The sequence below is a fragment of the Mycolicibacterium parafortuitum genome, from assembly GCF_002086815.1.
In the GTDB taxonomy this organism is placed as follows: domain Bacteria; phylum Actinomycetota; class Actinomycetes; order Mycobacteriales; family Mycobacteriaceae; genus Mycobacterium; species Mycobacterium parafortuitum.
Window position 1 is genome coordinate 57,761 of sequence record NZ_MVID01000005.1, and the last position, 25,033, is coordinate 82,793.

Genomic DNA, 25,033 nt, shown 5'->3' on the forward strand with positions numbered 1-25,033 from the left:
GGCTCTCACAGGTACTGGCCGGTGCCGTGTCCCTGACCGCCGCGCTGGTTGGGGATCACCACACCGGGCGGCAGCGCGCCCTGACGCATCTGTTCCAGCTGCTGGCGCGCGGCCATCTGCTGGGCGAACAGCGCGGTCTGGATGCCGTGGAACAAGCCCTCCAGCCAGCCGACGAGCTGGGCCTGCGCGATGCGCAGCTCGGCGTCCGACGGCAGGGACTCGTCGGTGAACGGCAGGGTCAACCGCTCCAGCTCGTCGCGCAGCTCGGGGGCCAGGCCCTCCTCGAGCTCCTGGATGCTGGTGCGGTGGATATCGCGGAGCCGGCCGCGGCTGGCCTCGTCGAGCGGAGCGGCGCGGACCTCCTCGAGCAGCTGCTTGATCATCGTGCCGATCCGCATCACCTTGGCGGGCTGCTCGACGAGCTCGGTCAGCGACTTGCTGTCGGCGTCCCGCTCGGACTCGAGCTCGCCGTCACCGATCACCTCGATGTTGTCGTCCTCGGAATTGGTAGCCATGTCCTTAAGAGTGCCCCAGCTTTTCTGACCTGTTGCGTCCGGGCTCCAGGTCGGTGGCGGACGCGGCGTCACCCGCTGCGTAGATCATCTCCCACCGCGGCGATTTGTCCAGCGAAGCGGGCCCGCCGAATGACGTGCGGGACGGCCGGCCGAGGGGCCCGGGCCTGAGACGAACGCCACAGGCGCGCACCCCGAGTGCGTCCAACCGGGCGCGGCCGGGCGATTTCGGCAAACCTCATCGTGCTGCGACAAAGGGGCCGTGGGGTGCTCGCCGCAGCGGGTGCGACCAGCGAATTCGTCTGGCGTGCGGACAGATTGCCGGTCGGCGCACCAGCAACGGGGCTTCCACAGACCCTCCGTGCTTGTCGGTGACTCGACTAGTATGGCTGCGCAGATGACCTGTGCTCGATCGGGCACGGGCGGCAAATAGCGAAGTCAGGCAGAGCCGGACCGCCCTCTCGGCGGCGGCACGGCTAATTTCAAAGACGCACGAAGGTGGGCTGGCATGGCATATGACGTCGCCCGGGTGCGTGGTTTGCATCCTTCGCTGGGCGATGGCTGGGTGCACATGGACCCCCAGAACGGCATGTTGCTTCCCGACTCGGTGGGCCGGGCGGTCTCCACCGCATTCCGCGGCTCGATGCCGACGACGGCCAGTGCCCATCCCGCGGCCAGGCGCAGTGCAGCGGTGCTGGCCGCGGCCCGCCAAGCGGTGGCCGACCTCGTCAACGCCGATCCGGCGGGTGTGGTGCTGGGCGCCGACCGGGCGGTGCTGCTGACCTCGCTGGCCGACGCCGCATCGGGTCGCGTCGGCCTGGGCTACGAGCTGGTGGTGACCCGCCTGGACGACGAGGCCAACATCGCGCCGTGGCTGCGCGCCGCCGACCGCTTCGGCGCGAAGGTGAAGTGGGCCGAGGTCGACATCGAGACCGGTGAGCTGCCCAGCTGGCAGTGGGAGGGCCTGGTCAGCCGGCCCACCCGGGTCGTCGCAATCACCTCTGCCTCAGCGACTCTGGGGACCGTCACCGAATTGCGCGAGGTGACCAAGCTGGTGCACGAGGTCAACGGCATGGTGATCGTCGACCATTCCGCCGGCGCGCCGTACCGGCTGCTCGACATCAACGAGATCGATGCCGACGTGATCGCCGTCAACGCCCAAGCCTGGGGCGGCCCGCCGATCGGGGCGTTGGTGTTCCGCGACCCGTCGGTGATCGACAACTTCGGTTCGGTCTCGCTGGATCCGTACGCCACCGGTGCAGCCCGTCTCGAGCTCGGCGCCCACCAGTTCGGCATGCTGGCCGGGGTGGTCGCGAGCATTGAATACCTTTCCGCTCTTGATGACTCGGCTCAGGGCACGCGCAGGGAGCGGCTGGCCCTTTCGATGCGGTCGGCGGCGGCCTACATGAGTGGGTTGTTCGACTACCTGCTGACGTCGCTGCGCTCGCTGCCGACGGTCACGGTGATCGGAAGCCCCGAGGTCCGGATCCCGGTGCTGAGCCTCGCGATGGAGAACGTGCCGGCCGAGCGTGTCGTGCAGCGACTGGCGGACAACGGGATTCTGGCGATCGCGAACGCGCAATCGCGGGTGCTGGACGTGATCGGGGTCAACGACGTCGGCGGTGCGGTCACCATCGGGCTGGCGCACTACAGCACCGCGGCCGAGGTCGATCAGCTGGTGCGCGCACTCGCCTCGCTCGGTTGATCCTCGCTAAACGTCAACGCGCAGAATGACTTTCCCGGACACGTCGCCGGAGGCCAGCAGTTCGTGGGCGGCCTTGGCCTCCGACATCGGGAACTCGGCGCCGATCACCGGACGTACCTCGCCGTCCTGAACCAGCGGCCACACGTTCTCGACCACCTCGGCGACGATCTCGCTCTTGCTGCCGGGCCCGTCGACGGGCCGTGAGCGCAGCGCGGTGGCGATCACGCTGCCGCGCTTGGCGAGGAGCTTGCCGATGTTGAGTTCTGCTTTGACGCCGCCCTGCATGCCGATGATCACCAGCCGTCCGCCGGTGGCAAGCGCGTCGATGTTGCGGTCGAGGTAGGCCGCGCCCATGATGTCGAGGATCACCCCGGCGCCACCGGCCTCGCGGACCACCGAGACGAAGTCCTCGTTGCGGTAGTCGATGGTGATCTCGGCGCCGAGTTCGGCGCACAGATCGAGCTTGTTGCGGGAGCCCGCGGTGACGGCGACCGGACAGCCCAACGCCCGCGCGACCTGGGTGGCGTGGGAACCGATACCGCTGGCCCCGCCGTGCACGAGGAACAGTTCGGGAGCGGTCAGGCGCGCGGTCATCACCACGTTGGACCAGACGGTGCACGCGACCTCGGGCAGCCCCGCGGCGTGATGCAGCGGCACCCCGTCCGGAACCGGCATCACCTGACCGGCGGGCACCGCGACGTACTCGGCGTAGCCACCGCCGGCCAGCAAAGCGCAGACCGGCTGCCCCTCGGTCCAGCCGGTGACCCCGTCGCCGAGCGCGGCGATCGTTCCCGCCGCTTCCAGGCCGAGAACGTCGCTGGCCCCGGGCGGCGGGGGGTACTTTCCGGCGGCCTGAAGCAGGTCGGCGCGATTCACCCCGGCCGCCACGACCTTGATCAAAATCTCGCCCGATTTGGGGGCGGCGTCTGTCACAGACTGCCAATTCAGCTGGTCAGGGGCCCCCGCCACGATCGCACGCATTCCCATAACGCTACTACGCTGGGGAAAGTCCCTGAGAATTTCCCACGGGCAACACCTTTGCGGCCCTACTATGTGGCCATGGAGGGGATCATCGGGGGGCGCACGGCGAGCGATACGCCGGGGCTCGACATTGCTGAGCAAAGAGCGTGGCAGAACTTTCTGGACGCCGCGCTGAGGTTGTACGCGACCATGAACCGGTCGCTTTCGGACGAACACGGGCTGACGCTGAACGACGTGCGGCTGCTCGACATGCTGGCGAAGTCGCCGACGGGGTCGGCGCGGATGGGGGACGTGGCGGAGACGCTGATGTCGCTGCCCAGCCGGGTGACACGCCAGATCCACCGGCTGGAGGTGCAAGGCCTCGTGCTGCGCGGCGCCAGCCCGGACGACGGGCGCGGGGTGCTGGCCAGCATCACACCCGACGGCAGGACGGCTCTTGCCAAGGCGTTGCAGACGTACGGGTCCGCCGTGCGCGCGCACTTCCTGGACCGGCTCAGCCGGCCGCAGGTCACCGCCATGGGGGAGAACTGCCGGCGGATCAGCGCCGGGCTGAAAGCCGGTGGCCCGGCCGCGAAGATCGGTCGCGTCTAGACTGTCCCGCGGTGGCGTGGCAGAGCGGCCTAATGCACTCGCCTTGAAAGCGAGAGACGGCTAACACCGTCCGGGGGTTCAAATCCCTCCGCCACCGCCAAGGGTCTGGTGTCCCCCGATCGGTGGACACCAGCATCAGCCGATCAACGGCTATGCGCGCGAGGCGATCTCGGCGACGATAGCGCCATGCAGACGAGCGCACCGTTGGCCGGGGCCACCGATTTCGGCACCGATTCCGGCACCGATCGCGAGCTCCGGAAGATCTCGGTGGCCGGCTATGTCGGCTCGGCGATCGAGTTCTACGACTTCTTCATCTACGGCACCGCCGCGGCTCTGGTGTTCCCGACGGTGTTCTTTCCCGACCTCGGGCACACCATGGCGATCACCGCGTCGCTGGGCACCTTCGCCGCGGCCTTCGTCGCCCGGCCCGTCGGCGCGGCGGTGTTCGGCCACTTCGGTGACCGGATCAGCCGCAAGCAGATGCTCGTCGCGACGCTGATGCTGATGGGTGTCGCGACCGTCGGCGTCGGCCTGATCCCGAGCACCGCGAGCATCGGGATCGTCGCGCCGCTGCTGCTGCTCACGATGCGGCTGGTGCAGGGCTTCGCCGTCGGCGGCGAATGGGCCGGGGCAGTGCTGATGAGCGCCGAGAATGCGCCCGCGCGCCGCCGCGGCTTCTACGGCATGTTCACCCAGCTCGGGCTCGGCACGGCGCTGGTGATGTCGAACCTGGTGTTCCTGGCCGTGCACGTCGCCGTCGGCGACGCGACCCCGGCGTTCATGCAGTGGGGCTGGCGCATCCCGTTCCTGCTCAGCGGGGTGCTGATCGTGACGGCGCTGGTCATCCGCCTCAGGATCAAGGACGACGCGATCGATGCCGGATCGTCCACGCGCTCAAAGGATTCCGGTATCCCGCTGGTGGCGTTGCTGCGCCGCCAGGGCAAGACGGTGCTGCTGGCCGGGGGCGCGGCGATGTGCGCGCCGATGCTGGTGTTCCAGGCCGGGACCTTCATCACCCACTACGCGGCCGACCACATGGAGTACTCGACCAACGTCGTGCTGCTCAACAACGTGGTCGGCGGAATCTGCGCGATCGGGTGCGCGGCGCTGACCGCGATCCTCAGCGACACCCGCGGCAGGCGCCGGGTCATGCTGATCGGGCTGTCGCTGGCCGCGCCGTGGTCGTTCGTGGTGATCCCGCTGATCGAGACCAACAACGAGATGGTGTTCGGGCTCGCGGTGGTGATCACCTACGCGTTGATCGGGACGTGCATGGGCCCGCTCGCGGCGTTCGTGCCGGAGGTGTTCGCCGGCGAGTACCGCTACACCGCGGCCGCGCTGGCGCACACCGGCGGGGCGATCATCGGCGGCGCGCTGCCGCCGGTGGTGTCGCCGGTGCTGATGGACACGTTCGGCGGCTGGGTGGTCGCGGTGATGATGGGCGGGCTCGCCGTGATCAGCGTGCTGTGCGCGGCGGCGCTGCCCGAGACATTGCCGCGGTTGACTGCTCCCCGGTGATCTACTCGCCGGTGAACTGAGGAGGCCGCTTCTCGAACATCGCCTTGATGCCCTCGGTGAGGTCCTTCGACGGCAGGAAGGCGGAGTTCCACGCGGCGACGTAGCGCAGGCTGGCCGCGACCTGGGCGGTGCGCTGCTCGTCGAGCACGTCCTTGACACCGTGCACGGTGTGCGGCGGGTTGGCGGCGATCTCGGCGGCGGTGGCCCGCGCGGCGGCCAGCGACGCGCCGGCGTCGGGGTAGACGTCGTTGACGAGCCCGATCTTCTCGGCGCGCGCGGCATCGATGTCCTTGCCCGTCAACGCCAGCTCGCGCAGATGCCCGTCGGACAGGATCAGCGGAAGCCGCGCCAGCGAGCCCACGTCGGCGACGATCGCGAGCTTGACCTCGCGCACCGAGAACTTGGCGTCGGCGCTGGCGTAGCGGATGTCGACGGCCGAGATCAGGTCCACGCCGCCGCCGATGCACCAGCCGTGCACCGACGCGATGGTCGGGGTCCGGCAGTCGGCGACCGCGGTGATCGCGTCCTGCATCGACTTCAGTCGGGCGTGGAAGTCGGCGCGGGGCTTCGACGAGCCCGCGTCGGACATCATCGAGCCGAGGGTCTCGCCCATCGCCGCCAGGTCGAGGCCGTAGCTGAAGTTGCGGCCCGAACCGGTCAGCACGATCGCGCGGACGTCGGGATCGGCGTCGAGCTCGTTGAACACGACCGGCATCTCGGCCCAGAACGCCGGGCCCATCGCATTGCCCTTGCCCGGTCCGATCAGCGTCACCGTAGCGATGTGGTCGCCGATCTCGACGGTGACCGATTCGTAGTTACTCATGGGTAGCAGGCTAGCTACTCACGGCGGCGAGCCGCCTATCGGGCACGGCGGCGAGCCGCCTATCGGCTAGGGCGGCGAGCCGCCCATCAGGACGTCGCTGACCTTCGCGCTCGGGATGAACTGGCAGGCCGCATCGGCGAGCACCTGCCCGATGAACTCCCCGTCGGGGCCGAGCGGATTGCCCTCCTGCGACAGGATCTCGCGCACCACCGCGACCCGCGTCGCCTCGTCCAGCGCGTTGTACTCCCGGCACGGCATCTGCAGCGAGTTCGCCGGAGCGGGCACCTCGGGCACGTCGGTGTTGCGGGTCGGCAGCGGCAGGTTCGGGATCTGGATGTCCGGCAGGCCCGGGATCAGCGGTTCGCGGGTGCTGGGGCTGCGTTCGGTGGTCAGCGGCGGGCCGGGTTCGGTGGTCTGCGCGACGACCCCCTCGGTGGTGCGGCCGCACCCCGTCGCCAGGCCGACGACGATGCCCGCGCCGACCAGTGCTGTGGCGGTCATCCGCGCGTAGGTCTTCACCCCGGCCACGATAGGCGTGCCGGAGGTCACTTGTCCGCGATCCAGCGCCGCGCGAAGTCGAGGAACATGTCGTTCTCGTCGGGGGCGGCCACCGTGACGCGCACCCCGTCCTCGCCGTACGGGCGGACGATGACGCGGTTGTTGGCGGCGTCGCCGGCGAACTGCTGGGCGCGCCCGACCAGCGGCAGCCAGACGAAGTTCGCCTGCGACGGCGGCAGGTCGTAGCCCGCGTCGCGCAGCGCGGCCGACACCCGCACGCGTTCGGCGACGACGGCGTCGGTGCGTTCGAGCAGTTCGTCGGCGGCGTCGATGCACGCGATCGCGGCGGCCTGGGCCAGGCTGCTGACGGTGAACGGCACGTAGACCTTCGACAGCGCGGCGATGATCTCCGGGTCGGCCACGGCGTAGCCGACCCGCAGGCCGGCCAGCCCGTAGGCCTTCGAAAACGTGCGCAGCACAACAACATTGCTGTGCTCTCGGACCAGGCGGAAGCTGTCCGGCGCCATGTCGTCGCGGATGTACTCGATGTAGGCCTCGTCGATGACCACCAGGATGTGCGACGGCACCGCTTCGACGAATCGGGCCAACGCGTCGGGGTCGACAACCGTGCTGGTCGGGTTGTTCGGGTTGCAGACGAAGATCAGCCGGGTGCGGTCGGTGACCGCGGCGAGCATCGCGTCCAGGTCGAAGGTGTGGTCGCGCAGCGGGACCTGCACGGGCGTCGCGCCGGCGGTGCGGACCTGCAGCGGGTAGATCTCGAAGCTGCGCCAGCCGAACAGGACTTCGTCGCCGACGGTGCTGGTGATCTGGATCAACTGCTGGCACAGGCTGACCGACCCGCTCCCGGCGGAGATGTTCTCGGGAGCGAAGCCCACGTACTTGGCCAGGCGCTCCCGGAGCTCGACGTAGCCGTTGTCGGGGTAGCGGTTGAGGCCGCCGATGGCCCGCTCGATCGCGGCATGCACGCTGGGCAGCGGACCGTGCACGGTTTCGTTGCTGGCGATCTTGATGGCGCCGGGAACCGTCTTGCCGGGGGCGTAGGCGGGAAGATCGGCAAGTTCGGGGCGCAGACGGGCGGACACCTGGACAGTTTATGGCCCGTCCAGAGCTACTTTGCTTCGCACCGTGGGGGCTGTGTACTCTGTCGCAGCGGCGGTAAACGTCGGGAGGCGTGCCAGAGCGGCCGAATGGGACTCACTGCTAATGAGTTGTCCGCCTTAAAGCGGACCGGAGGTTCAAATCCTCTCGCCTCCGCGTGCAGTACCCGGCTTGCCGGCACAACTGAAGATGTACGACCACGCGCCCGTAGCTCAACGGATAGAGCATCTGACTACGGATCAGAAGGTTAGGGGTTCGAATCCCTTCGGGCGCACTTTCTACGACTCGAGGCTGGGCCGATATTCGGCGGCCTCCGCCTCAGCGGCCAGTAACGCGCCGAGCTCGCCCTCCTGCTGGGCGACGAACACACCGATCACCTGACGGCACACCTCCGGCACGCTCACCCCGCGCACATCGGCAATGCGTTTCAGCCCGACCAGCATTGACGTGGACACGTGGAACTGCACGGCGAACTGACCGCACGAACCATCCTCGGGCGGTAAGCCCGGCCCCACCACCACCGGTTCGTCGATCACGTACTCGCCCATCTCGGCACGCCGAGCCCGCTCCACAGCCCCACCGGTAGCGCCGCCCTCGCCGCCGGCCGAGGCGCTGAGGTCCTCATGACTGAACAAACCCATCCACCCACGCTAGACGCCCAGAGTGGGGTGCCTCGCTAGCCTGGAACCGTGCGCCTTCTGCTGATCGCCGACACGCATCTGCCAAAACGCGCCAAGGACCTGCCGCCGCAGGTGTGGGATGCCGTCGACGACGCCGATGTGGTGATCCACGCCGGCGACTGGGTGGAACCCGACCTGCTGGATCAGCTGGAAGCGCGCGCCAAAAGGGTGGTGGCGTGTTGGGGCAACAACGACGGGCCCGAGCTTCGTCGCCGACTGCCCGAGCGGGCCGACGTCGTGCTGGAGGGTGTGAGATTCACCATCACCCACGAGACGGGCGCATCCTCGGGTCGGGACGCCCGGATGGCCAAGGCGTACCCGGACACCGATGTGCTGGTGTTCGGGCACAGCCACATCCCGTGGGACACCACCGCCGATACCGGTCTGCGGCTGCTCAACCCCGGCTCTCCGACCGACCGCAGGCGCCAGCCGTACTGCACCTACATGACCGCGACCGTGCAGGACGGCCTGCTGCGGGACGTCGAGCTGCACCGGCTGGAGCGGCCATGAGCGCTTGCGTGAAGAGCGGACGGTACCGTGCGTGATCGCCCCGCGACCGTCGACGACGTCCACCGGATCGCGTCGTCGATGCCGCACGTCACCCGCGTCGAGGGACCCAAGGCGGGCAACCCGGTCTACCAGGTCGGCGGAAAGTCGTTCGTGTACTTCCGCACGCCACGCCCCGACGCGTTCGATCCGGACACCGGTGCGCGCTACGACGACGTGATCATCGTGTGGGTGGAGTCCGAGGACGACAAGCGCGCGCTGACCCAGGACCCCGACTCGCCGTTCTTCACCACCGGGCACTTCGACGGCCACCTGTCGGTGCTGGTGCGGGCTTGCCGCCTCGGCGAGATCAGTGTCACCGAGCTGCGCGAGATCATCCAGGACGCGTGGCTGTCGCGGGCGTCGAAGCGCCGTGCCGAGAAGTGGCTCGCCGAACAGGGCTGACCGGCGTCCGCCCAATTACCCATCGGCTCAAGCGCTTCCGGTAGCTCCGGCCTGGAACGTCTACGGTGCCGCTTCCCGGCTGACCTCGGCGTGATGGGCGCCGCACACGAACAGCGCCAGGCGCGCGGGGGTGTCGCCGCCGTTGTGCCAGCGGTGCCGGGTGCCGTTCTGCACCACGGTGTCTCCCGGATGCAGGGTCACCGTCGCGCCGTCGTCGAGTTCGAGCACCACGGTGCCCTCCAGCACGACCTCGAAGTCGACGGTGTCGGTGGTGTGCATGCCCGGATCCTCGGGTTCCATGTAGCCCAGCAGCCCGGGCAGCTGCTCTTCGACCTCGGCCGCCGCGTTCTCGTCGAGGTTCTCCAGCGCCGCGGTGGCCGCCGACCCGCGCGGCGGGATGGTGAACATCGAGAACCGGAAGCCGCCGACCGGCGGGAAGTAGGTGTGCCACTGCGGCATCGACCCGTCGTCGGGGAAGCGGGGAGTCTCGTCACCGCCCCACAGCATGGTGAACTCGTAACCACCGAGCAGGGCGGGTTTGCGCGGTGAGACCACGTCGTCACTGGCGAACACGGACTTTCCGGACGCATCGTGTCCGGTGACAACTCGGCGGGTGTCCATTCGGTCAGTCAAGCACCGGACGGGGTGCTGTCGTGGCAATGTTCGCGATATGGACAGCAAGCCGCCCACCCCGACCATCGAGGCCGCCCACCGCCGCCACGCGGAGAGCCTGCCGTTCGCCGACACCCGGGATTTCGCCGACGCCGACCGGGGCTTCATCGCCGCCCGGCAGCCGTGTGTCATCACCGCCGCCGACGGCCGCGTGGTGTGGGACAACGACGTCTACGCGTTCCTGTCCGGTGACGCGCCGCCGACCGTGCACCCGAGCCTGTGGCGGCAGTCGATGCTGGCCGCCAAACAGGGCCTCTACGAAGTCGTCGAGGGCATCTATCAGGTCCGTGGTTTCGACCTGTCCAACATCACCTTCGTCGAGGGTGACACCGGCATCATCGTGATCGACCCGCTGGTGTCCACCGAGGTCGCCGCCGCGGCGCTGGCGCTGTACCGACAGCACCGAGGGGACAGAGCAGTGAACGCTGTCATCTATACCCACAGCCACGTCGACCACTTCGGCGGTGTGCTCGGCGTGACGTCGCAGGCCGACGTCGACGCGGGCAAGGTCGCGGTGCTCGCCCCGGAGGGCTTCACCGCACATGCGGTGCAGGAGAACGTCTATGCCGGCACCGCGATGACCCGGCGCGCGGGGTACATGTACGGCACGGTGCTCGAGCGCGGTCCGCACGGCCAGGTCGGCTGCGGGCTCGGGCAGACCCCGTCGACGGGGGAGGTCGCGATCATCGTGCCGACCGTCGACATCCGGGAGACGGGGGAGACCCACACCATCGACGGCGTCGAGATCGAGTTCCAGATGGCCCCCGGCACCGAGGCGCCGGCCGAGATGCACTTCTACTTCCCGCGCTTCCGTGCGCTGTGCATGGCCGAGAACGCGACCCACAACCTGCACAACCTGCTGACGCTGCGCGGTGCGCTGGTGCGCGACCCGCACGGGTGGGCCGGGTACCTGACCGAGGCGATCGACACATTCGCCGACCGCGCCGACGTCGTGTTCGCATCGCACCACTGGCCCACCTGGGGCAAAGAGAACATCGTCGAATTCCTGTCCCTGCAACGGGATCTGTACGCCTACCTGCACGACCAGACCCTGCGTCAGCTCAACCAGGGCTACACCGGCATCGAGATCGCCGAGAACTTCGCGATGCCGCCCGCCCTGGACAACGCGTGGCATGCGCGCGGCTACTACGGCTCGGTCAGCCACAACGTCAAGGCCGTCTACCAGCGCTACATGGGCTGGTTCGACGGCAACCCCGCCCGGCTCTGGCCGCATCCGCCGGAGGCGATCGGGCCGCGCTACGTCGACGCGATGGGCGGTATCGACCGCGTCGTCGAGCTCGCGCAGAAGGCGTTCGGAGACGGTGACTTCCGCTGGGCGGCAACCCTTCTCGACCATGCGATGTTCACCGACGAGAACCACGCCGGTGCCCGGGCGCTCTACGCCGACACCCTCGAGCAGCTGGCCTACGGCTCGGAGACCGCGACGTGGCGCAACTTCTTCCTGGCCGGGGCGACCGAACTGCGCGACGGGAACTTCGGTACCCCGGTGCAGGCGAACTCGACGGCGATGGTGGGCCAGCTGACCCCGGAGCAGATGTTCGATGTGCTGGCGATCAGCGTGAACGGTCCGCGCGCATGGGATCTCGACCTCGCGATCGACGTGACCTTCCTCGACACCGACGCGAATTATCGACTGACACTGCGTAACGGTGTGCTGGTGTACCGCAGGACCGCCGCCGACGAAACCAGCGCCCAGGCGACGATCCGGCTGGCCTCCAAGCTTCGGCTGCTGACGCTGGCCGCGGGGGACAACAGCTCACCCGGCCTGGAGATCGCCGGCGAAGCCGAGGTTCTCGCGTCGCTGGTGTCGGTGCTCGACAAACCCGACCCCGACTTCAACATCGTCACGCCCTGATCCGCGCGAGCAGACGCACCATCCGGCGTGTTGTCGGCGTGTCGCGCGAGTTTGTGTCTGCTCGCGGACCTCGGTGACGACCCGCTAGCCGCCGCCATCGGCGCGCAGGATCGAGCCGGTGGTGAAGCTCGACGCGTCCGACATCAGAAACAGTGCGGCGCCGACGATCTCGGCGGGCCGGCCGGCGCGCTGCAGCGCACTGTTGCTGAACGGGTTCTCGGTGCCCTCGAAGTTCCATGCGTTGCTGATGTCGGTCAGGAACGGCCCGGGCATCAGCGTGTTGACGCGGACCTCGGGTCCGAACGCGAGCGCCAGGCCCTCGGTCATCGCGTTCAGGCCGGCCTTCGACGCGGCGTACGGGATGAACGACGGATGCGGCCGCAGTGACCCGTGGGTGCTGACATTGATGATCGCGCCGCTGCCCGCGGCCTTCATCCGTTCCCCGATGAGCGCCGACAATCGGAACGGCCCCTTCAGGTTCAGGTTCACCACCGCGTCGAACAGCTTCTCGGTGACCGACGACAGCGAGTCGTACAGCGGGGACATGCCCGCGTTGTTGACCAGCACGTCGACCTTGCCGAACCGCTCATAGGAGGCGTCCACCAGCCCGTCGAGCTCGTCCCAGTGCCCGACGTGCACCTGGTACGGGAACGCGGCCCGGCCGGTCTCCGCGGTGATCTGCTCGGCGGTCGACACGCACGCGTCGTACTTGCGACTGGCGATGATCACGTCGGCGCCGCATCGTGCCGCCGCGAACGCCATCTCCCGCCCCAGCCCGCGGCTGCCGCCGGTGATCAGCACCACCCGGTCGGTCAGGTCGAACAGCTGGTCGGCGAAACCGGTCATGGGCCATATGGTGTCACGGTGCAATTGCTTCTGGTCCGACATGCGCTGCCGCTGCGGAGCGAGCCCGGACAGGGTTCGGATCCCCGCTTGTCCCCCGAGGGGGTCGAGCAGGCGAAACGGCTGCCCGACGCGTTGTCCCGCTTCCCGATCACCCGGCTGGTGAGCAGCCCGCAGGTGCGGGCGATCGAGACCGGCAGGCCCGTCGCCGACAAGCTCGGGCTGAGCATCGACGTCGACGAGCGGCTCGCCGAGTACGACCGCGACCTGCCGCACTACATCCCGATCGAGCAGATCGCGAAGGAGAACCCGCAGGAGTTGCAGCGCCTCATCGACGGGCATCTGCCGAGCAGCGTCGACGAGGACGTGTTCAAGGAGCGCATCTGGGCCGGCATCACCGACATCGTCGACTCCGCGGACCGCGACGACACCGTGGCGATGTTCAGCCACGGCGGTGTGATCAACGTGCTGCTGCATCAGATCCTCGGCACCGAGCGGCTGCTGTCGTTCCAGGTCGACTACGCGTCGGTGACGCGACTGCTGGCGTCGTCGCGGACGGGGCGCCTCGGAGTGGCCGGGGTCAACGGCACCGAACACGTATGGGATCTCCTGCCGCGCAACCACAGGTGGTAGACAGAACGCCGTGACTGAGCTCGAAGGCCTCGATCTTGCCGCCCTGGACCGCCACCTCCGTGAGGTCGGAGTGCCCCGCAGCGGGGATCTGCGCGCCGAGCTCATCGCAGGTGGGCGCTCGAATCTGACCTTCCTGGTCGCCGACGACGCCTCCGAATGGGTGCTGCGCAGGCCGCCGCTGCACGGGCTGACCCCGTCGGCGCACGACATGGCCCGCGAGTACCGGGTGGTGGCCGCGCTGGCGGGCACCGCGGTGCCGGTGGCCCGCGCGGTGACGATGAGCAACGACGACTCCGTGCTCGGCGCCCCGTTCCAGATGGTCGAGTGGGTCCGCGGCCGGGTGGTACGCCACGCCCCGGAGTTGGCCGCGCTCGGCGACCAGAACACGATCAACGCCACCGTCGACGCGCTGATCCAGGTGCTGGCCGATCTGCACGAGGTGGATCCGGAGTCCGTCGGGCTGGGCGATTTCGGCAAGGCCGACGGCTACCTGGAGCGCCAGGTCCGGCGCTGGGGATCGCAGTGGGATCTGGTCAAGCGCGACGACGATCCGTCCGACGCCGACGTGCGGAAGCTGCACCAGCGGCTGGCCGAGTCCGTCCCCGCGCAGTCCCGTGCCGCGATCGTGCACGGCGACTACCGCATCGACAACACGATCCTCGACGAACACGACCCGACGAAGGTCGCCGCGGTGCTGGACTGGGAGATGTCCACGCTCGGTGACCCGCTCAGCGACGCCGCGCTGATGTGCGTGTACCGGCTGCCGACGTTCAATGCCGTGCACGACGACGCGGCGTGGGCGTGTGACCTGATGCCGCCGACCGAGGACCTGGCACAGCGCTATGCGCTGGCCAGCGGTAAGCCGCTGGATCACTGGGACTTCTACATGGCGCTGGGCTACTTCAAGATCGCGATCATCGCGGCCGGCATCGCCTACCGGGCCCGGGTCGGCGGCGGGGTCGCCGACGGCACCGAGGATGTCGACCGGGCGGTGCGCCCGTTCATCGCGGCGGGGCTGGAAGCCCTATCCTGATTCGGTAGGTTTCACCGCAGGTCGTCGGTGGGTAGAAGGACGCGTGCCTTCCACCCGCCCCACCCGCTTGCTCCCTCGGATCGGAAAGAGACGACCTGCCGTGGACACCGCCACCCACGACGCATCCCCCCGCGACGTTTTCAAACGCGATGTCGGCGCCGAACTCGACATCGAGATCACCGATCCGACCACACTCGAGTTCCAGATCGCCGTCGCGCCGCAGCCCGGCGCCGAGGTGTCCGAATCGCTGTCGTTCGTGTTCAACGGCAAGGAGATTCCGCTCAGCGAGATTCAGGAGATCAGCGGTGAGCACGGCAACCGGATCCACAAACTCGAAGCGCCCGTCGGGAACCTGAAGGTCAGCTACTCCGCGACGGTCCTCGGGCACGCCGATCCGCCGCCGGTGCGCGAGTTGGACCTGTCCACCTATCTGCGGCCCAGCCGGTACGCCGAGGCGGACAAGTTCTTCGGCTTCGCGGGCACCGAGTTCGGGGACATCGCCGACTCGGCGACGATCCTGGAGAAGATCGCGGCCTGGGTCGGGTCGCGGCTGAACTACGTTCCCGGCTCCAGCGATCCGATCGACGGTGCCGCCGACACCCTGCTGGCCGGCTCCGGCGTGTGCCGCGACTACGCGCACCTGGTCATCGCACTGCTGAGGGCGGTCAACGTGCCCGCCCGACTGGTCTCGGTGTACGCGCCGGGCTGCCAGCCGATGGACTTCCACGCCGTCGCGGAGGCCTACGTCGACGGACAGTGGCGGGTCGTGGACGCGACGCTGCTGGCGCCGCGACAGTCCTTGGTGCGCATCGCCACCGGCCGCGACGCAGCCGACACCGCGTGGCTGGACAACCACAAGGGCCAGATCACGGTCAACAACATGGAGGTGTTCGCGACCGTCGACGGGGACCTGCCCAGGGATTCGGTCGATCAGCTCGTCTCGATCAGGTGACCGGCGGCAGCCCCGCCTTGAGGTTCTTCTTGGCCGCGCGCCGCAGCTGGAAGATCCGCACCGCGCCCACCGCGAACGTGAGCAGACCGCCGGCGACGGCCGCGAACAGAATGCTCACCCCCAGCGGCAGTGTCCACTCCCAGGCCAGGAAGTGCAGCGGGGTGGACTCGGTGTTCTGCGCGATGAAGATCAGCAGCACGATCAGGACGAGGAACCCGAACGCCAGCGAGCCCCACATCGCGGCGGCCTTGGTGAACTTCACCGCCGACTGCGGAGGTGGCACCGATCCCGACTGCGGATGCGGCGGCGCATCGAAGGCAGGCGGGTCGGACGATGCGAACGGATCGCTGGTCATGGGTCCATCTTTGCCCTTTCGCTCTTTGAATGAAACCACTTCGCAGGTGTCGTAAGGTCTGCGAAACCACTTCTCGCAGGCGCAGCGAGATGGAAAGGACGTCCGGATGAACCGCACCCGACGCACCAAACCCGCTTTCGTCCCGGTGGTCATGGCCCTGATCGCTGTTCTGCTCGCCGGTTGCGGCAGCTCCAATCCGCTCGGCGGTGGGGAGATCTCCGGCGATCTGAAGACCATCAAGGTCGGCTCGGCGGACTTCACCGAATCGAAGATCATCGCCGAGATCTATGCGCAGGCGCTGGAGGCCAACGGCTTCACCGTCGGCCGTCAGTTCGGCATCGGCAGCCGGGAGACCTACATCCCGGCCGTGCAGGATCATTCGATCGATCTGATCCCCGAGTACACCGGGAACCTGCTGCAGTACTTCGATCCCGAGAGTCCCGCGACCACACCGGACGAGGTGCTGCTCGCCTTGTTCAAGGCCCTTCCCGGGGACCTGTCGATCCTGTATCCGTCTCCGGCGGAGGACAAGGACACCCTCGCGGTCAGTGAGGAGATCGCGCAGCAGTGGAACCTGACCTCGATCGCCGACCTGGCCACCCGCTCGCCCGAGGTGAAAGTCGGTGGGCCGTCGGAGTTCCAGACCCGCCAGACCGGGCTGGTCGGCCTCAAGGCCAAGTACGGGCTGGACATCGCACCGGCGAACTTCATCGCGATCAGCGACGGCGGCGGCCCCGCCACCGTCGCGGCGCTGAAGGACGGAACCGTCACGGCCGCCAATATCTTCAGCACGTCCCCGGCGATCGAGCAGAGCAACCTGGTGGTGCTGGAGGACCCGGAGAACGTGTTCCTGGCCGCCAACGTGGTCCCGCTGGTCGCATCCCAGAAGATGTCGGACGAACTGAAGACGGTGCTCGATGCCGTCAGCGCGAAACTCACCACCGAGGCGCTGATCGAACTGAACACCTCGGTGGAGGGCAACCGGGGTGTCGATCCCGACGAGGCCGCACAGAAGTGGGTGGCCGACAACGGCTTCGACCAACCGATCGGGAAGTAGGGGGAGCCTCCGGTGATCGAATTCCAGAACATCACCAAGAAGTATCCGGACGGCACCGTCGCGGTCGACGATCTGACGCTCGAGGTCCCCGAAGGCACCCTCACAGTCTTCGTGGGACCGTCGGGCTGCGGCAAGACGACGTCGATGCGGATGATCAACCGGATGATCGAACCGACGTCGGGCACGCTCACCGTCGACGGCAAGGACGTCAGCACCGTCGACGCGGTGAAGTTGCGGCTCGGGATCGGGTACGTGATCCAGAGCGCGGGGCTGATGCCGCACCTGCGGGTCGTCGACAACGTCGCCACCGTCCCGGTGCTGCGCGGTGAATCACGGCGCAGTGCACGCAAAGCCGCGTTGGGTGTGCTGGAACGGGTCGGACTCGATCCGCGGCTGGCCGACCGCTATCCGGCGCAGCTGTCGGGGGGCCAGCAGCAGCGTGTCGGGGTGGCCCGCGCGCTGGCCGCCGACCCGCCGATCCTGTTGATGGACGAGCCGTTCAGCGCCGTCGACCCCGTGGTTCGCGAGGATCTGCAGACCGAAATCCTGCGTCTGCAAAGCGAATTGCGCAAGACGATCGTGTTCGTCACCCACGACATCGACGAGGCGGTCAAGCTCGGCGAGAAGGTCGCGGTGTTCGGCCGCGGCGGGGTGCTGCAGCAGTACGACGCCCCGGCCCGGCTGCTGTCCAACCCCGCCAACGACGCGGTCGCGGGCTTCGTCGGCGCCGACCGGGGCTACCGGGGACTGCAGTTCTTCCACGCCAGCGGCCTTCCGCTGCACGAGGTCCGCCATGTCGCGGAGGCCGAGATCGACACGCTGACAATGAGTCCCGGTGACTGGGTGCTGGTGACCAAACCCGACGGCAGCCCGTACGCGTGGATCGATACCGAGGGTGTGCAACTGCACCGTAACGGAAGTTCGTTGTACGACAGCACGATCGCCGGCGGATCGCTGTTCCGGCCGGACGGGACGCTGCGGCAGGCGCTGGACGCGGCGCTGTCGTCGCCGGCCGGGGTCGGTGTCGCGGTGGACGGTGACGGTCAGGTGATCGGCGGGGTCAAGGCCGACGACGTGCTGGCCGCGCTGGAGGCGCAGCGCAGCGCAAGGCACGGGGCGTAGCGATGCGCTACCTGTTCACCCACCTCGACACCCTGTGGGACCTGACGGTGATCCATCTGCGGTTGTCGCTGATCCCGATCGTGCTCGGGCTGCTGATCGCGGTGCCGCTCGGCGCGCTGGTCCAGCGCACCACGGTGTTGCGCCGCCTGACCACCGTCACCGCGAGCATCATCTTCACGATCCCGTCGCTGGCGCTGTTCGTGGTGCTGCCGCTGATCATCCCGACCCGGATCCTCGACGAGGCCAACGTGATCGTCGCGCTGACGCTGTACACGGTCGCACTGTTGGTGCGGGCGGTGCCCGAGGCGCTGGACGCGGTGTCGCCGGCGGTGCTCGACGCGGCCACCGCCGTCGGCTACAAACCGCTCACCCGGATGCTGAAGATCGAACTGCCGCTTGCCCTTCCGGTGCTCATCGCGAGCCTGCGGGTGGTCGCGGTGACCAACATCTCGATGGTCGCGGTCGGCTCGGTGATCGGCATCGGCGGGCTCGGCACCTGGTTCACCGAGGGCTATCAGGCCAACAAGAGCGACCAGATCATCGCCGGCATCGTCGCGATCTTCGTGCTGGCGATCGTGGTCGACACCCTGATCATGCTGCTCGGCAGGGTCCTGACGCCGTGGATAAGAGCCCAGCCCCGGGCGACCCGGAAGCAGAAGGCGGGGGCTGCGGCATGAACTTCCTGCAGGAGGCGTTGTCCTTCATCTTCACCGCGGCCAACTGGGGCGGGCCCGCCGGGCTGACCGCACGCATCCTTGAACACCTTCAGTACACCGCGATCGCGGTGTTCTTCTCGGCGCTGATCGCGGTGCCGCTGGGCATGGTGATCGGGCACACTGGCCGCGGCACCTTCCTGGTCGTCACCGGTGTCAACGCGCTGCGAGCCCTGCCGACCCTCGGCGTGCTGCTGCTCGGGGTGCTGCTGTGGGGGCTGGGGCTGGTCCCGCCCACGGTCGCGCTGATGTTGTTGGGTATCCCGCCGCTGCTGGCCGGCACCTACTCGGGCATCGCGAACGTGGACCGCACGGTGGTCGACGCGGCCAGGTCGATGGGCATGACGGAGACCCGGATCCTGCTGCGGGTGGAGACCCCGAACGCGATGCCGTTGATCCTCGGCGGGCTGCGGACCGCCACCCTGCAGATCGTCGCGACCGCGACCGTCGCCGCGTACGCGAGCCTGGGCGGGCTGGGCCGCTACCTGATCGACGGCATCAAGGTGCGCGAGTTCTATCTGGCGCTCGTCGGCGCGCTGATGGTCACCGCGCTGGCCCTGATCCTCGACGCGCTGCTCGCGTTCGCGGTCTGGGCGTCGGTGCCCGGCACCGGCCGGCTGAGCCGTGGCCGCACGCTGCCGCAACCGTTCCTCGACGACGAGGTGGCACTGGAATCTGCTTCGCCGGGCCGTACGCGGTCCGTTCACGGCCGGGCTGGACCGTCGCCTACGGTAGAGGCATGAGTGAAGCCGATCGCTCGGAGGCGAACACCTGGCCCGCGGTCCTGACGTGGCGTGCGCATGACGAACCCCGGATGGAGTCGGTCCGGGTGCAGATGTCCGGCAAACGCATCAAGGCCTACGGCCGCGTCGTGGCGGCCGCCACATCGGCGCATCCTGCGTTCAGCGCGTCCTACGACCTGGTCACCGACGAACTCGGCGGGACCAAACGGCTGTCGCTGACCGTCACGCTGGCCGAACGGGAGCGTCAGCTCTCGATCGCGCGTGATGAGGAGAACATGTGGCTGGTACAGGAGCATTCCGGGCAGACCAGCCGGTCGGCCTTCGACGGTGCGCTCGACGTCGACATGGTGTTCAGCCCGTTCTTCAACGCGTTGCCGATCCGCAGGCTGGGGGTGCTGCCGGGCAGTGGAGAGTCCGCCGTCGTCCCGGTGGTCTATGTGCGGGTGCCCGACCTGTCGGTGGTGGTCGAGACGATCAGCTATGACGCGACCGACACCGGAATCAAACTGAAGTCGCCGGTCGCCGACACCACGATCACCGTCGACGACGACGGTTTCATCCTCGACTATCCAGGGTTGGCAGAGCGGCTCTGATCACCCCGCCGGCGCGCCCGGCCGCGGCGAGTTCGTCGCGCCAGCCGTCGGATCCGATCACCACCGTCACGATCTGCGGGCGGGTGAACGTGTCGTAGCGGATCCGGGCGGCGTGCCCGATCTCGACCAGATCGGCCACCGACTGGTGGCCGGCGAGATGGTTGCGGGCGTCGATCAGCAGCCGCAGCGTCTGGTCGAGCACCGGCAGCAGCTGGTCGGCGTTCGCCTCGCACATGGCCCGGACCAGGTCGGGTGCGGTGCCCGCGACCCGGGTGCCGTCCCGGAACGACCCGGCGGCCAACGCGTACGCCAGCGGCACCTCCCCGGCGGTGGCGGCGAGCGCCTCGGCGAGCAGGTGCGGCAGATGCGAGATAGTCGCGGCCGCGATGTCGTGCTCATCGGAGCGGGCCGGCACCACGAACGCGCGGCAGTCCAGCGCCAGGTGCATCACGGTCGCCCAGATGCCGGGATCGACATGGTCGTCGACGCTGAGCACCCACGGCGTGTCCGCGAACAGGTCCGCATCACCGGCGGCCCAACCCGAGTACGCGGTTCCGGTCATCGGGTGGCCGCCGACGAACCGGTCGAGCAGCCCGGCCTCGTCGACCTCGCGCAGCACGGCACCCTTGACGCTGGTCACGTCGGTCAGCGCACAGTTCGGGGCGGTGTCGCGGACGTGGCGCAGCATCAGCGGCAGCGCGGGCATCGGTACGGCCAGCACGATCAACGCGTCGACGGCTGCCGCGCGCGACAGTGCCTCGCCGAGATCGGTGGTCGCGTCGAATCCGTCGCGGCGGGCGGCGTCGACGCCGTCGACCGAACGGTTGTAGCCGAAGACCTCTCGGCCGGCCGCCTTGGCGGCCCGCATCAGTGACCCGCCGATCAGGCCGAGGCCGATCACGCACACCGGTGTCTTCGCCACCCGCCCAGGGTACGGACCCGCTGGTCAAGGCACTTGCTGGGGACTACCGTTAGCTCCCATGGGAGCGCAGAGTGCACAGAAGCAGGAGCGGGCGACCGACGTCCCGGACGGCTTCGGCGTGGCGGTCGTCCGGGAGGACGGCAAGTGGCGATGCACAGCGATGCGGAAGTCCGCATTGACCAGCCTGACCGACGCCGAGACCGAACTGCGTGAGTTACGCAGTGCTGGAGCGGTTTTCGGCATTCTCGACGTCGACGACGAGTTCTTCGTGATCGTACGGCCCGCACCGTCGGGGACGCGGCTGCTGCTCTCGGATGCCACCGCGGCGCTGGACTACGACCTCGCGGCGGAGGTGCTGGAGAAGCTCGACGCCGACATCGACGACGACGAACTCGAGCGGTGTGACCCGTTCGAGGAGGGCGACCTCGGGGTGCTCGCCGACATCGGCCTGCCCGAGGCGGTGCTCGGGGTGATCCTCGACGAGAGCGACGACCTGTACGCCGACGAGCAGGTGGACCGGATCGCGCGGGAGATGGGCTTCACTGACGAGCTGTCGGCGGTCCTCAAGCGTCTTGGCCGGTGATCCGCGCGACGAGGCGCTGATCCGGGCGGCACTGGCTGCCGCGCGTGAGGCCGGACCGCGGGACGTCCCGATCGGTGCGGTGGTGATCGGCGCCGACGGCACGGAGTTGGCGCGCGCGGCCAACGCCCGCGAGGCGCTCGGCGACCCGACCGCGCACGCCGAGATCCTGGCGTTGCGGGCGGCGGCGCTGGTCAACGGTGACGGCTGGCGGCTGGAGGGCGCGACGCTGGCGGTGACGGTCGAGCCGTGCACGATGTGCGCCGGCGCGCTGGTGATGGCCCGGGTGGCGCGGGTGGTGTTCGGGGCCTGGGAACCGAAGACCGGCGCGGTCGGCTCGCTGTGGGACGTGGTGCGCGACCGGCGCCTGACGCACCGCCCGCAGGTGCGTGGGGGAGTGCTGGAGGCCGACTGCGCCGCCCCGCTGGAGGAGTTCTTCGCCCGCCACCGCTGACCCCCTTCCTTTTCCCCGCGAGCGTGCGTGTCTGCGCGCGACACGCCGGGCAGAGACCGCAGTTGGCGCACGCTCGGCGCCCAATAGGCGGCGTTTTGGTCCACACCGGCTCGGTCGGTAAGCTGCCACACGGTGGCGTGTCCGAGCGGCCTAAGGAGCACGCCTCGAAAGCGTGTGACGGGTAACCCCCGTCCGAGGGTTCAAATCCCTCCGCCACCGCCATAGTGAAAAGCCCCGACTCATCCGGTCGGGGCTTTCCGCTTTCTGCGGCCCGGTCCTCAGGCCGCGGCGGCAGCACACCACGGGTAGGGCGCCTCGGGGCCCGCGCACCGGCGCGAGTTCGGCGCGGCAGCTCCGAGTGCGGTGAGATTGTTCAGGATCAGCACCACCGCGTAACCGTCGTGATCGCCGGTCGTCACCGTGGCGGTGTTGTAGGAGTTCGCCAGGGAGACCGTGCCTCCCGACGTAGCCCGACCGCTCGCGATGAGTTTGGCGGCCAGCGCGTCGCGGGCCTGGTTCGACGACACATACGCGTGCCGGGGCAGCCGCTGATAGAAGACGAACTCCTCGGTGCTGAACGCCCCGCTCCACACGTAGCCGCCCGCCGTCTCGACGGGATCGGGCCCGAAGATCCGTCCGTGGTTGTTGGGCGCCAGGAAGAACGCATCGGAATAGCCGACCAGCAGACCCTGCGGCTGCTGCCGGTAGAGCTGATTGTCGATGAGGCCGCGGAACCCGGTGCTGTGGATCAGCCGGGGTGGGAAACCGGCCCGCCGCATCGCGGCGTTGAGCCGCCACGTCGCCTCCAGTCGGCTCCGGGAAGTGGTGTCGACGATCACCACGTTCACCGTTTCCAGCACCGTGCGGCCCTCGAACGGCAGCCCGCCGTAGTCGGCGATGTCTCCGCGGGAGTCCTGCATCCACTTGCCGATCTGGCCGTAGGGGGTGGCCACCTGATCCGCCGCTGCGGGTACCGGCTCGACCTCGGGTGTCGGCTCGGTCTCGGGTGCCGGGTCCACCTCGTCCAACACCCCGACGTCGGGTTCTGCCGTGAGCGACGGCCGCGCGGTCGAATCGCGGCGCGCACCGGTGCGGGCGCCTGCCGGCATCGACGCGGGGTCGTCCCGGACGGCGCGGTCCGTGGTGGACGCGGATGGCGCACGCGACTCCCGGCCACCGGTCGGCTTGGCCGATGTCACCGAGCCGGCGCGAGCCGAGACGTTGCTGGAATCATCACCGGCGTCCGCTGTGGCGGGGCTCGCGGCCACCCCTGCCGCGATAGCGAGCGCGACCGCCAGCAAACCCGAAAGAACGACGAATGTGGGCGCACGGACCGCCAAAACGCCTGGTTGCGAGCGTTCTTCGACGTCGACGGCCGATCGTTGCATACGTCTACTCAAGGCTGTTCCCCCGTTGCGCCCCCAGTAACGGACGCATCCTGCGCCCGAGTTCACGCAGCGTAACGCGCCACGATGGGCTGCGGTCCAGTTCGTAAAGTTTGCTGTCGCGTCAATTATCGGACACGCGAAAAGGCCCGCCACCGTGTCGGTGGCGGGCCCTTCGCAGACGTGCGCGGTCTAGTTCTTGAACGCGTCCTTGATCTTCTCGCCGGCGTCCTTGAGGCTGGACTTCGCCTGGTCGAACTTGCCCTCGTTCTCGGTGCTCTTGTCACCGGTCAGCTTGCCCAGGCCCTCCTTGGCCTTGCCGCCGAGGTTGTCGATCTTGTTGCTGGCCTTGTCTTCGGCGCCCATGTGCGTTCCTCCGCATCAGTGTCGAGCCGGCCCGTGGTCGAACCGTGCGGATGGAATACCTGTACGGCGCGATTTCGAAACCTCAGACGCCGGCGGGCACGTCAGCCGGCGTGGGCTCCACCGTCACCTTGATCGCCTCGCCGTTCTTGACGATCTCGAACGCGCTGAGCACGTCGTCGAGCGGGATGTGCCGGGTGATCAGGTCCTTGACGGGGACCTGTCCGGTCGAGATGTACTCGAGTGCGCGCTTGTTGTGTTCGGGCGCCGAGCCGTTCGCGCCGTGGATGTGCAGCTGCCGATAGTGCACGAGGTTCGAGTCGCATGTGATGGTCGGGTCGGTCTTGGGCAACCCGCCGAAGAACGAGATCCGGCCGTTGCGCGCCGCCATCGAAATCGCCTGCTCCTGAGCGATGTTGGCGGCTGTCGCGGTGATCACGATGTCGGCGCCGCGGCCGCCGGTGAGCTCCATGACCTTCTCGACGACGTCCACCTCGGCGGCGTTGATCACGCCGTCGGGCTGTACCGCGTCGGCCGACATCTTCAGCCGGGCGTCGTTGACGTCGACGAGATAGATGGGCCCGCACTTGTGCACGCCGCGGGCGATGCGGATGTGCATGCAGCCGATCGGGCCCGCGCCGAACACCACGACGGTGTCGCCCTCTTCGATGCCGAGCAGCTCCTGTGCGTTGATCGCGCATGCGAACGGTTCGGCGGCCGACGCCTCGTCGAACCCGACACTGTCCGGAATCCGGTTCAACCCATCGACTTTGAGCACTTGGCGGGGCACGATCATGTACTCGGCGAAGCCGCCGTCGTACTGGTAGCCCATCGAGGTCTGGTTCTGGCACACCGCCATCCAGCCCTTGCGGCACTCGTGGCATTCTCCGCACGGCACCGCGGCGATCACCTGCACGCGATCGCCGACCTGCCAGTTGCTGCCGTAGGTCGCATTCACATCGGCGCCGACCTCGACGATCTCGCCGGCGATCTCGTGTCCGATCGTGCGCGGCGGGGTCAGGTTCTGGTGACCGTTGTGGAGGATCTTCACGTCGGTGCCGCACGTCGAGCAGTTGCGCACCCGCAGCTTGACCTCGTCGGGCGCGCAATCGGGCTCCGGCACGTCTTCCAGTCGGACGTCCTCGGGGGCGTAGAAGCGCAGGGCCTTCATCGTGAGTCCTCTCGGCAGGTGCCATCAAGATGTGTGCTCTTCAACACTCTAACGCGCATTCGGGCACAAAACCACCGCCACTTATGACCGATTTTGACCGAATGCTTGCATTGATGCCCGTTTGTGCGGTCTACTGAGCTTCAGGTGTGGTGTGACCGGTATCACCCGGCCGCGGACGAAATCGGAGG

29 protein-coding genes and 4 tRNA genes are annotated in these 25,033 nt (G+C 68.5%); 20 read left to right on the top strand and 13 right to left on the bottom strand.

Annotated features, from left to right (window positions below; all coding sequences use genetic code 11):
* Positions 1-5: 5 nt before the first annotated feature.
* The gene (locus tag BST38_RS08365; RefSeq protein WP_083142823.1) at positions 6-515 is read right to left on the bottom strand and encodes a bacterial proteasome activator family protein; all 510 of its coding nucleotides are present in this window, start codon (positions 513-515) and stop codon (positions 6-8) included.
* A 505-nt stretch (positions 516-1,020) separates the two neighbouring features.
* On the opposite strand from BST38_RS08365, the gene BST38_RS08370 reads away from it, so the two are divergent.
* Positions 1,021-2,217, top strand: coding sequence for a cysteine desulfurase-like protein (locus BST38_RS08370; protein ID WP_083142824.1), 1,197 nt, complete (start codon positions 1,021-1,023; stop codon positions 2,215-2,217).
* A gap of 6 nt (positions 2,218-2,223) precedes the next feature.
* Here the strand turns inward: BST38_RS08370 and BST38_RS08375 are convergent, their stop codons facing one another.
* Positions 2,224-3,198, bottom strand: coding sequence for an NAD(P)H-quinone oxidoreductase (locus tag BST38_RS08375; protein ID WP_083142988.1), 975 nt, complete (start codon positions 3,196-3,198; stop codon positions 2,224-2,226).
* A 78-nt stretch (positions 3,199-3,276) separates the two neighbouring features.
* Here BST38_RS08375 and BST38_RS08380 point away from each other — a divergent pair, with 78 nt between their 5' ends.
* The 3 genes from BST38_RS08380 to BST38_RS08390 all read left to right on the top strand — a co-directional run bounded on the left by BST38_RS08380 (position 3,277) and on the right by BST38_RS08390 (position 5,307).
* Positions 3,277-3,789, top strand: a complete 513-nt coding sequence (locus tag BST38_RS08380; protein ID WP_083142825.1) for a MarR family winged helix-turn-helix transcriptional regulator — start codon at positions 3,277-3,279, stop codon at positions 3,787-3,789.
* A gap of 10 nt (positions 3,790-3,799) precedes the next feature.
* Positions 3,800-3,889, top strand: a tRNA-Ser gene (locus tag BST38_RS08385).
* A gap of 86 nt (positions 3,890-3,975) precedes the next feature.
* Complete coding sequence (locus tag BST38_RS08390; RefSeq protein ID WP_083142826.1) at positions 3,976-5,307, top strand: MFS transporter; 1,332 nt, start codon at positions 3,976-3,978, stop codon at positions 5,305-5,307.
* Between the two features lies 1 nt (position 5,308).
* On the opposite strand, the gene BST38_RS08395 is transcribed toward BST38_RS08390, so the two are convergent.
* The 3 genes from BST38_RS08395 to hisC form a co-directional block, all read right to left on the bottom strand.
* Positions 5,309-6,130 carry a crotonase/enoyl-CoA hydratase family protein gene (locus tag BST38_RS08395; RefSeq protein ID WP_083142827.1) on the bottom strand — a complete coding sequence of 274 codons (822 nt, stop codon included), beginning with the start codon at positions 6,128-6,130 and terminating at the stop codon, positions 5,309-5,311.
* Positions 6,131-6,196: 66 nt separating this feature from the next.
* The gene (locus BST38_RS08400; RefSeq protein WP_083142989.1) at positions 6,197-6,631 is read right to left on the bottom strand and encodes a hypothetical protein; all 435 of its coding nucleotides are present in this window, start codon (positions 6,629-6,631) and stop codon (positions 6,197-6,199) included.
* Positions 6,632-6,675: 44 nt separating this feature from the next.
* A complete protein-coding gene (gene hisC / locus BST38_RS08405; protein WP_083142828.1) occupies positions 6,676-7,731 on the bottom strand; it encodes a histidinol-phosphate transaminase in 1,056 nt (351 codons plus the stop codon).
* Between the two features lie 83 nt (positions 7,732-7,814).
* Here hisC and BST38_RS08410 point away from each other — a divergent pair.
* Both BST38_RS08410 and BST38_RS08415 read left to right on the top strand, forming a co-directional pair.
* Positions 7,815-7,903: transfer RNA gene (locus BST38_RS08410), tRNA-Ser, on the top strand.
* A gap of 45 nt (positions 7,904-7,948) precedes the next feature.
* A tRNA-Arg gene (locus BST38_RS08415) sits at positions 7,949-8,021 on the top strand.
* A gap of 4 nt (positions 8,022-8,025) precedes the next feature.
* Here BST38_RS08415 and BST38_RS08420 read toward each other — a convergent pair.
* Positions 8,026-8,388 (bottom strand): hypothetical protein, encoded by a 363-nt coding sequence (locus tag BST38_RS08420; RefSeq protein ID WP_083142829.1) that lies wholly within the window; start codon positions 8,386-8,388, stop codon positions 8,026-8,028.
* A gap of 48 nt (positions 8,389-8,436) precedes the next feature.
* Between BST38_RS08420 and BST38_RS08425 the strand changes: the two genes are divergently transcribed.
* Positions 8,437-8,937 carry a metallophosphoesterase family protein gene (locus tag BST38_RS08425; RefSeq protein ID WP_083142830.1) on the top strand — a complete coding sequence of 167 codons (501 nt, stop codon included), beginning with the start codon at positions 8,437-8,439 and terminating at the stop codon, positions 8,935-8,937.
* Positions 8,938-8,964: 27 nt separating this feature from the next.
* Positions 8,965-9,378 carry an MmcQ/YjbR family DNA-binding protein gene (locus BST38_RS08430; protein ID WP_083142831.1) on the top strand — a complete coding sequence of 138 codons (414 nt, stop codon included), beginning with the start codon at positions 8,965-8,967 and terminating at the stop codon, positions 9,376-9,378.
* A 60-nt stretch (positions 9,379-9,438) separates the two neighbouring features.
* On the opposite strand, the gene BST38_RS08435 is transcribed toward BST38_RS08430, so the two are convergent.
* Complete coding sequence (locus BST38_RS08435) at positions 9,439-9,999, bottom strand: cupin domain-containing protein (RefSeq protein WP_083142832.1); 561 nt, start codon at positions 9,997-9,999, stop codon at positions 9,439-9,441.
* A 49-nt stretch (positions 10,000-10,048) separates the two neighbouring features.
* Here BST38_RS08435 and BST38_RS08440 point away from each other — a divergent pair, with 49 nt between their 5' ends.
* Complete coding sequence (locus BST38_RS08440) at positions 10,049-11,926, top strand: alkyl/aryl-sulfatase (RefSeq protein WP_083142833.1); 1,878 nt, start codon at positions 10,049-10,051, stop codon at positions 11,924-11,926.
* An 84-nt stretch (positions 11,927-12,010) separates the two neighbouring features.
* Here BST38_RS08440 and BST38_RS08445 read toward each other — a convergent pair whose 3' ends face one another.
* Positions 12,011-12,772 carry an SDR family NAD(P)-dependent oxidoreductase gene (locus BST38_RS08445; protein ID WP_083142834.1) on the bottom strand — a complete coding sequence of 254 codons (762 nt, stop codon included), beginning with the start codon at positions 12,770-12,772 and terminating at the stop codon, positions 12,011-12,013.
* 18 nt (positions 12,773-12,790) lie between these two features.
* Here BST38_RS08445 and BST38_RS08450 point away from each other — a divergent pair, with 18 nt between their 5' ends.
* From BST38_RS08450 to BST38_RS08460, 3 genes are all read left to right on the top strand, one after another.
* Positions 12,791-13,402, top strand: a complete 612-nt coding sequence (locus tag BST38_RS08450; protein WP_083142835.1) for a histidine phosphatase family protein — start codon at positions 12,791-12,793, stop codon at positions 13,400-13,402.
* 10 nt (positions 13,403-13,412) lie between these two features.
* Complete coding sequence (locus BST38_RS08455) at positions 13,413-14,435, top strand: phosphotransferase family protein (protein ID WP_083142836.1); 1,023 nt, start codon at positions 13,413-13,415, stop codon at positions 14,433-14,435.
* A 100-nt stretch (positions 14,436-14,535) separates the two neighbouring features.
* Positions 14,536-15,387 carry a transglutaminase-like domain-containing protein gene (locus BST38_RS08460; protein WP_083142837.1) on the top strand — a complete coding sequence of 284 codons (852 nt, stop codon included), beginning with the start codon at positions 14,536-14,538 and terminating at the stop codon, positions 15,385-15,387.
* Here BST38_RS08460 and BST38_RS08465 read toward each other — a convergent pair.
* Positions 15,380-15,742: a LapA family protein gene (locus BST38_RS08465; RefSeq protein WP_083142838.1), complete on the bottom strand. Its 363-nt coding sequence runs from the start codon at positions 15,740-15,742 to the stop codon at positions 15,380-15,382. The genes BST38_RS08460 and BST38_RS08465 overlap by 8 nt on opposite strands.
* A gap of 106 nt (positions 15,743-15,848) precedes the next feature.
* Here BST38_RS08465 and BST38_RS08470 point away from each other — a divergent pair, with 106 nt between their 5' ends.
* The 5 genes from BST38_RS08470 to BST38_RS08490 are packed head-to-tail and all read left to right on the top strand — an operon-like array spanning position 15,849 to position 19,970.
* A complete protein-coding gene (locus BST38_RS08470) occupies positions 15,849-16,799 on the top strand; it encodes a glycine betaine ABC transporter substrate-binding protein (protein WP_083142839.1) in 951 nt (316 codons plus the stop codon).
* A 12-nt stretch (positions 16,800-16,811) separates the two neighbouring features.
* On the top strand, positions 16,812-17,921 hold the full coding sequence (locus BST38_RS08475; RefSeq protein ID WP_083142840.1) for an ABC transporter ATP-binding protein: 1,110 nt from the start codon (positions 16,812-16,814) through the stop codon (positions 17,919-17,921).
* Between the two features lie 2 nt (positions 17,922-17,923).
* A complete protein-coding gene (locus BST38_RS08480; protein ID WP_083142841.1) occupies positions 17,924-18,598 on the top strand; it encodes an ABC transporter permease in 675 nt (224 codons plus the stop codon).
* Positions 18,595-19,377: an ABC transporter permease gene (locus BST38_RS08485; protein WP_083142842.1), complete on the top strand. Its 783-nt coding sequence runs from the start codon at positions 18,595-18,597 to the stop codon at positions 19,375-19,377. Before BST38_RS08480 ends, BST38_RS08485 begins: the two co-directional genes overlap by 4 nt.
* Positions 19,374-19,970 (top strand): putative glycolipid-binding domain-containing protein, encoded by a 597-nt coding sequence (locus BST38_RS08490; protein ID WP_083142843.1) that lies wholly within the window; start codon positions 19,374-19,376, stop codon positions 19,968-19,970. Before BST38_RS08485 ends, BST38_RS08490 begins: the two co-directional genes overlap by 4 nt.
* Here the strand turns inward: BST38_RS08490 and BST38_RS08495 are convergent.
* Positions 19,933-20,877: a prephenate dehydrogenase gene (locus BST38_RS08495; RefSeq protein WP_083142990.1), complete on the bottom strand. Its 945-nt coding sequence runs from the start codon at positions 20,875-20,877 to the stop codon at positions 19,933-19,935. The two genes, BST38_RS08490 and BST38_RS08495, sit on opposite strands and share 38 nt — an antisense overlap.
* 73 nt (positions 20,878-20,950) lie before the next feature.
* On the opposite strand from BST38_RS08495, the gene BST38_RS08500 reads away from it, so the two are divergent.
* The 3 genes from BST38_RS08500 to BST38_RS08510 all read left to right on the top strand — a co-directional run bounded on the left by BST38_RS08500 (position 20,951) and on the right by BST38_RS08510 (position 22,148).
* A complete protein-coding gene (locus BST38_RS08500) occupies positions 20,951-21,475 on the top strand; it encodes a tRNA adenosine deaminase-associated protein (RefSeq protein ID WP_083142844.1) in 525 nt (174 codons plus the stop codon).
* The gene (locus BST38_RS08505; protein ID WP_083142845.1) at positions 21,465-21,926 is read left to right on the top strand and encodes a nucleoside deaminase; all 462 of its coding nucleotides are present in this window, start codon (positions 21,465-21,467) and stop codon (positions 21,924-21,926) included. Before BST38_RS08500 ends, BST38_RS08505 begins: the two co-directional genes overlap by 11 nt.
* Before the next feature lie 131 nt (positions 21,927-22,057).
* Positions 22,058-22,148 (top strand) — tRNA-Ser (locus BST38_RS08510).
* A gap of 56 nt (positions 22,149-22,204) precedes the next feature.
* On the opposite strand, the gene BST38_RS08515 is transcribed toward BST38_RS08510, so the two are convergent.
* The 3 genes from BST38_RS08515 to BST38_RS08525 form a co-directional block, all read right to left on the bottom strand.
* Positions 22,205-23,194, bottom strand: a complete 990-nt coding sequence (locus tag BST38_RS08515) for a hypothetical protein (RefSeq protein WP_133057214.1) — start codon at positions 23,192-23,194, stop codon at positions 22,205-22,207.
* Positions 23,195-23,503: 309 nt separating this feature from the next.
* Complete coding sequence (locus tag BST38_RS08520; RefSeq protein WP_083142847.1) at positions 23,504-23,677, bottom strand: CsbD family protein; 174 nt, start codon at positions 23,675-23,677, stop codon at positions 23,504-23,506.
* 82 nt (positions 23,678-23,759) lie between these two features.
* Entirely contained in the window at positions 23,760-24,845 is a 1,086-nt protein-coding gene (locus BST38_RS08525) for a zinc-dependent dehydrogenase (RefSeq protein ID WP_083142848.1), read from the bottom strand.
* Positions 24,846-25,033 lie beyond the last annotated feature (188 nt).

Bases quoted from the DNA above. Each gene is read 5' to 3' on its own strand.
- BST38_RS08400 (WP_083142989.1), bottom strand. From the start codon at position 6,631: ATGACCGCCACAGCACTGGTCGGCGCGGGCATCGTCGTCGGCCTGGCG.
- BST38_RS08375 (WP_083142988.1), bottom strand. From the start codon at position 3,198: ATGCGTGCGATCGTGGCGGGGGCCCCTGACCAGCTGAATTGGCAGTCT.
- BST38_RS08380 (WP_083142825.1), top strand. From the start codon at position 3,277: ATGGAGGGGATCATCGGGGGGCGCACGGCGAGCGATACGCCGGGGCTC.
- BST38_RS08445 (WP_083142834.1), bottom strand. From the start codon at position 12,772: ATGACCGGTTTCGCCGACCAGCTGTTCGACCTGACCGACCGGGTGGTG.
- BST38_RS08470 (WP_083142839.1), top strand. From the start codon at position 15,849: ATGAACCGCACCCGACGCACCAAACCCGCTTTCGTCCCGGTGGTCATG.
- BST38_RS08500 (WP_083142844.1), top strand. From the start codon at position 20,951: ATGGGAGCGCAGAGTGCACAGAAGCAGGAGCGGGCGACCGACGTCCCG.
- BST38_RS08435 (WP_083142832.1), bottom strand. From the start codon at position 9,999: ATGGACACCCGCCGAGTTGTCACCGGACACGATGCGTCCGGAAAGTCC.
- BST38_RS08520 (WP_083142847.1), bottom strand. From the start codon at position 23,677: ATGGGCGCCGAAGACAAGGCCAGCAACAAGATCGACAACCTCGGCGGC.
- BST38_RS08490 (WP_083142843.1), top strand. From the start codon at position 19,374: ATGAGTGAAGCCGATCGCTCGGAGGCGAACACCTGGCCCGCGGTCCTG.
- BST38_RS08370 (WP_083142824.1), top strand. From the start codon at position 1,021: ATGGCATATGACGTCGCCCGGGTGCGTGGTTTGCATCCTTCGCTGGGC.
- BST38_RS08525 (WP_083142848.1), bottom strand. From the start codon at position 24,845: ATGAAGGCCCTGCGCTTCTACGCCCCCGAGGACGTCCGACTGGAAGAC.
- BST38_RS08480 (WP_083142841.1), top strand. From the start codon at position 17,924: ATGCGCTACCTGTTCACCCACCTCGACACCCTGTGGGACCTGACGGTG.
- BST38_RS08390 (WP_083142826.1), top strand. From the start codon at position 3,976: ATGCAGACGAGCGCACCGTTGGCCGGGGCCACCGATTTCGGCACCGAT.
- BST38_RS08440 (WP_083142833.1), top strand. From the start codon at position 10,049: ATGGACAGCAAGCCGCCCACCCCGACCATCGAGGCCGCCCACCGCCGC.
- BST38_RS08465 (WP_083142838.1), bottom strand. From the start codon at position 15,742: ATGACCAGCGATCCGTTCGCATCGTCCGACCCGCCTGCCTTCGATGCG.
- BST38_RS08420 (WP_083142829.1), bottom strand. From the start codon at position 8,388: ATGGGTTTGTTCAGTCATGAGGACCTCAGCGCCTCGGCCGGCGGCGAG.
- BST38_RS08365 (WP_083142823.1), bottom strand. From the start codon at position 515: ATGGCTACCAATTCCGAGGACGACAACATCGAGGTGATCGGTGACGGC.
- BST38_RS08395 (WP_083142827.1), bottom strand. From the start codon at position 6,130: ATGAGTAACTACGAATCGGTCACCGTCGAGATCGGCGACCACATCGCT.
- BST38_RS08485 (WP_083142842.1), top strand. From the start codon at position 18,595: ATGAACTTCCTGCAGGAGGCGTTGTCCTTCATCTTCACCGCGGCCAAC.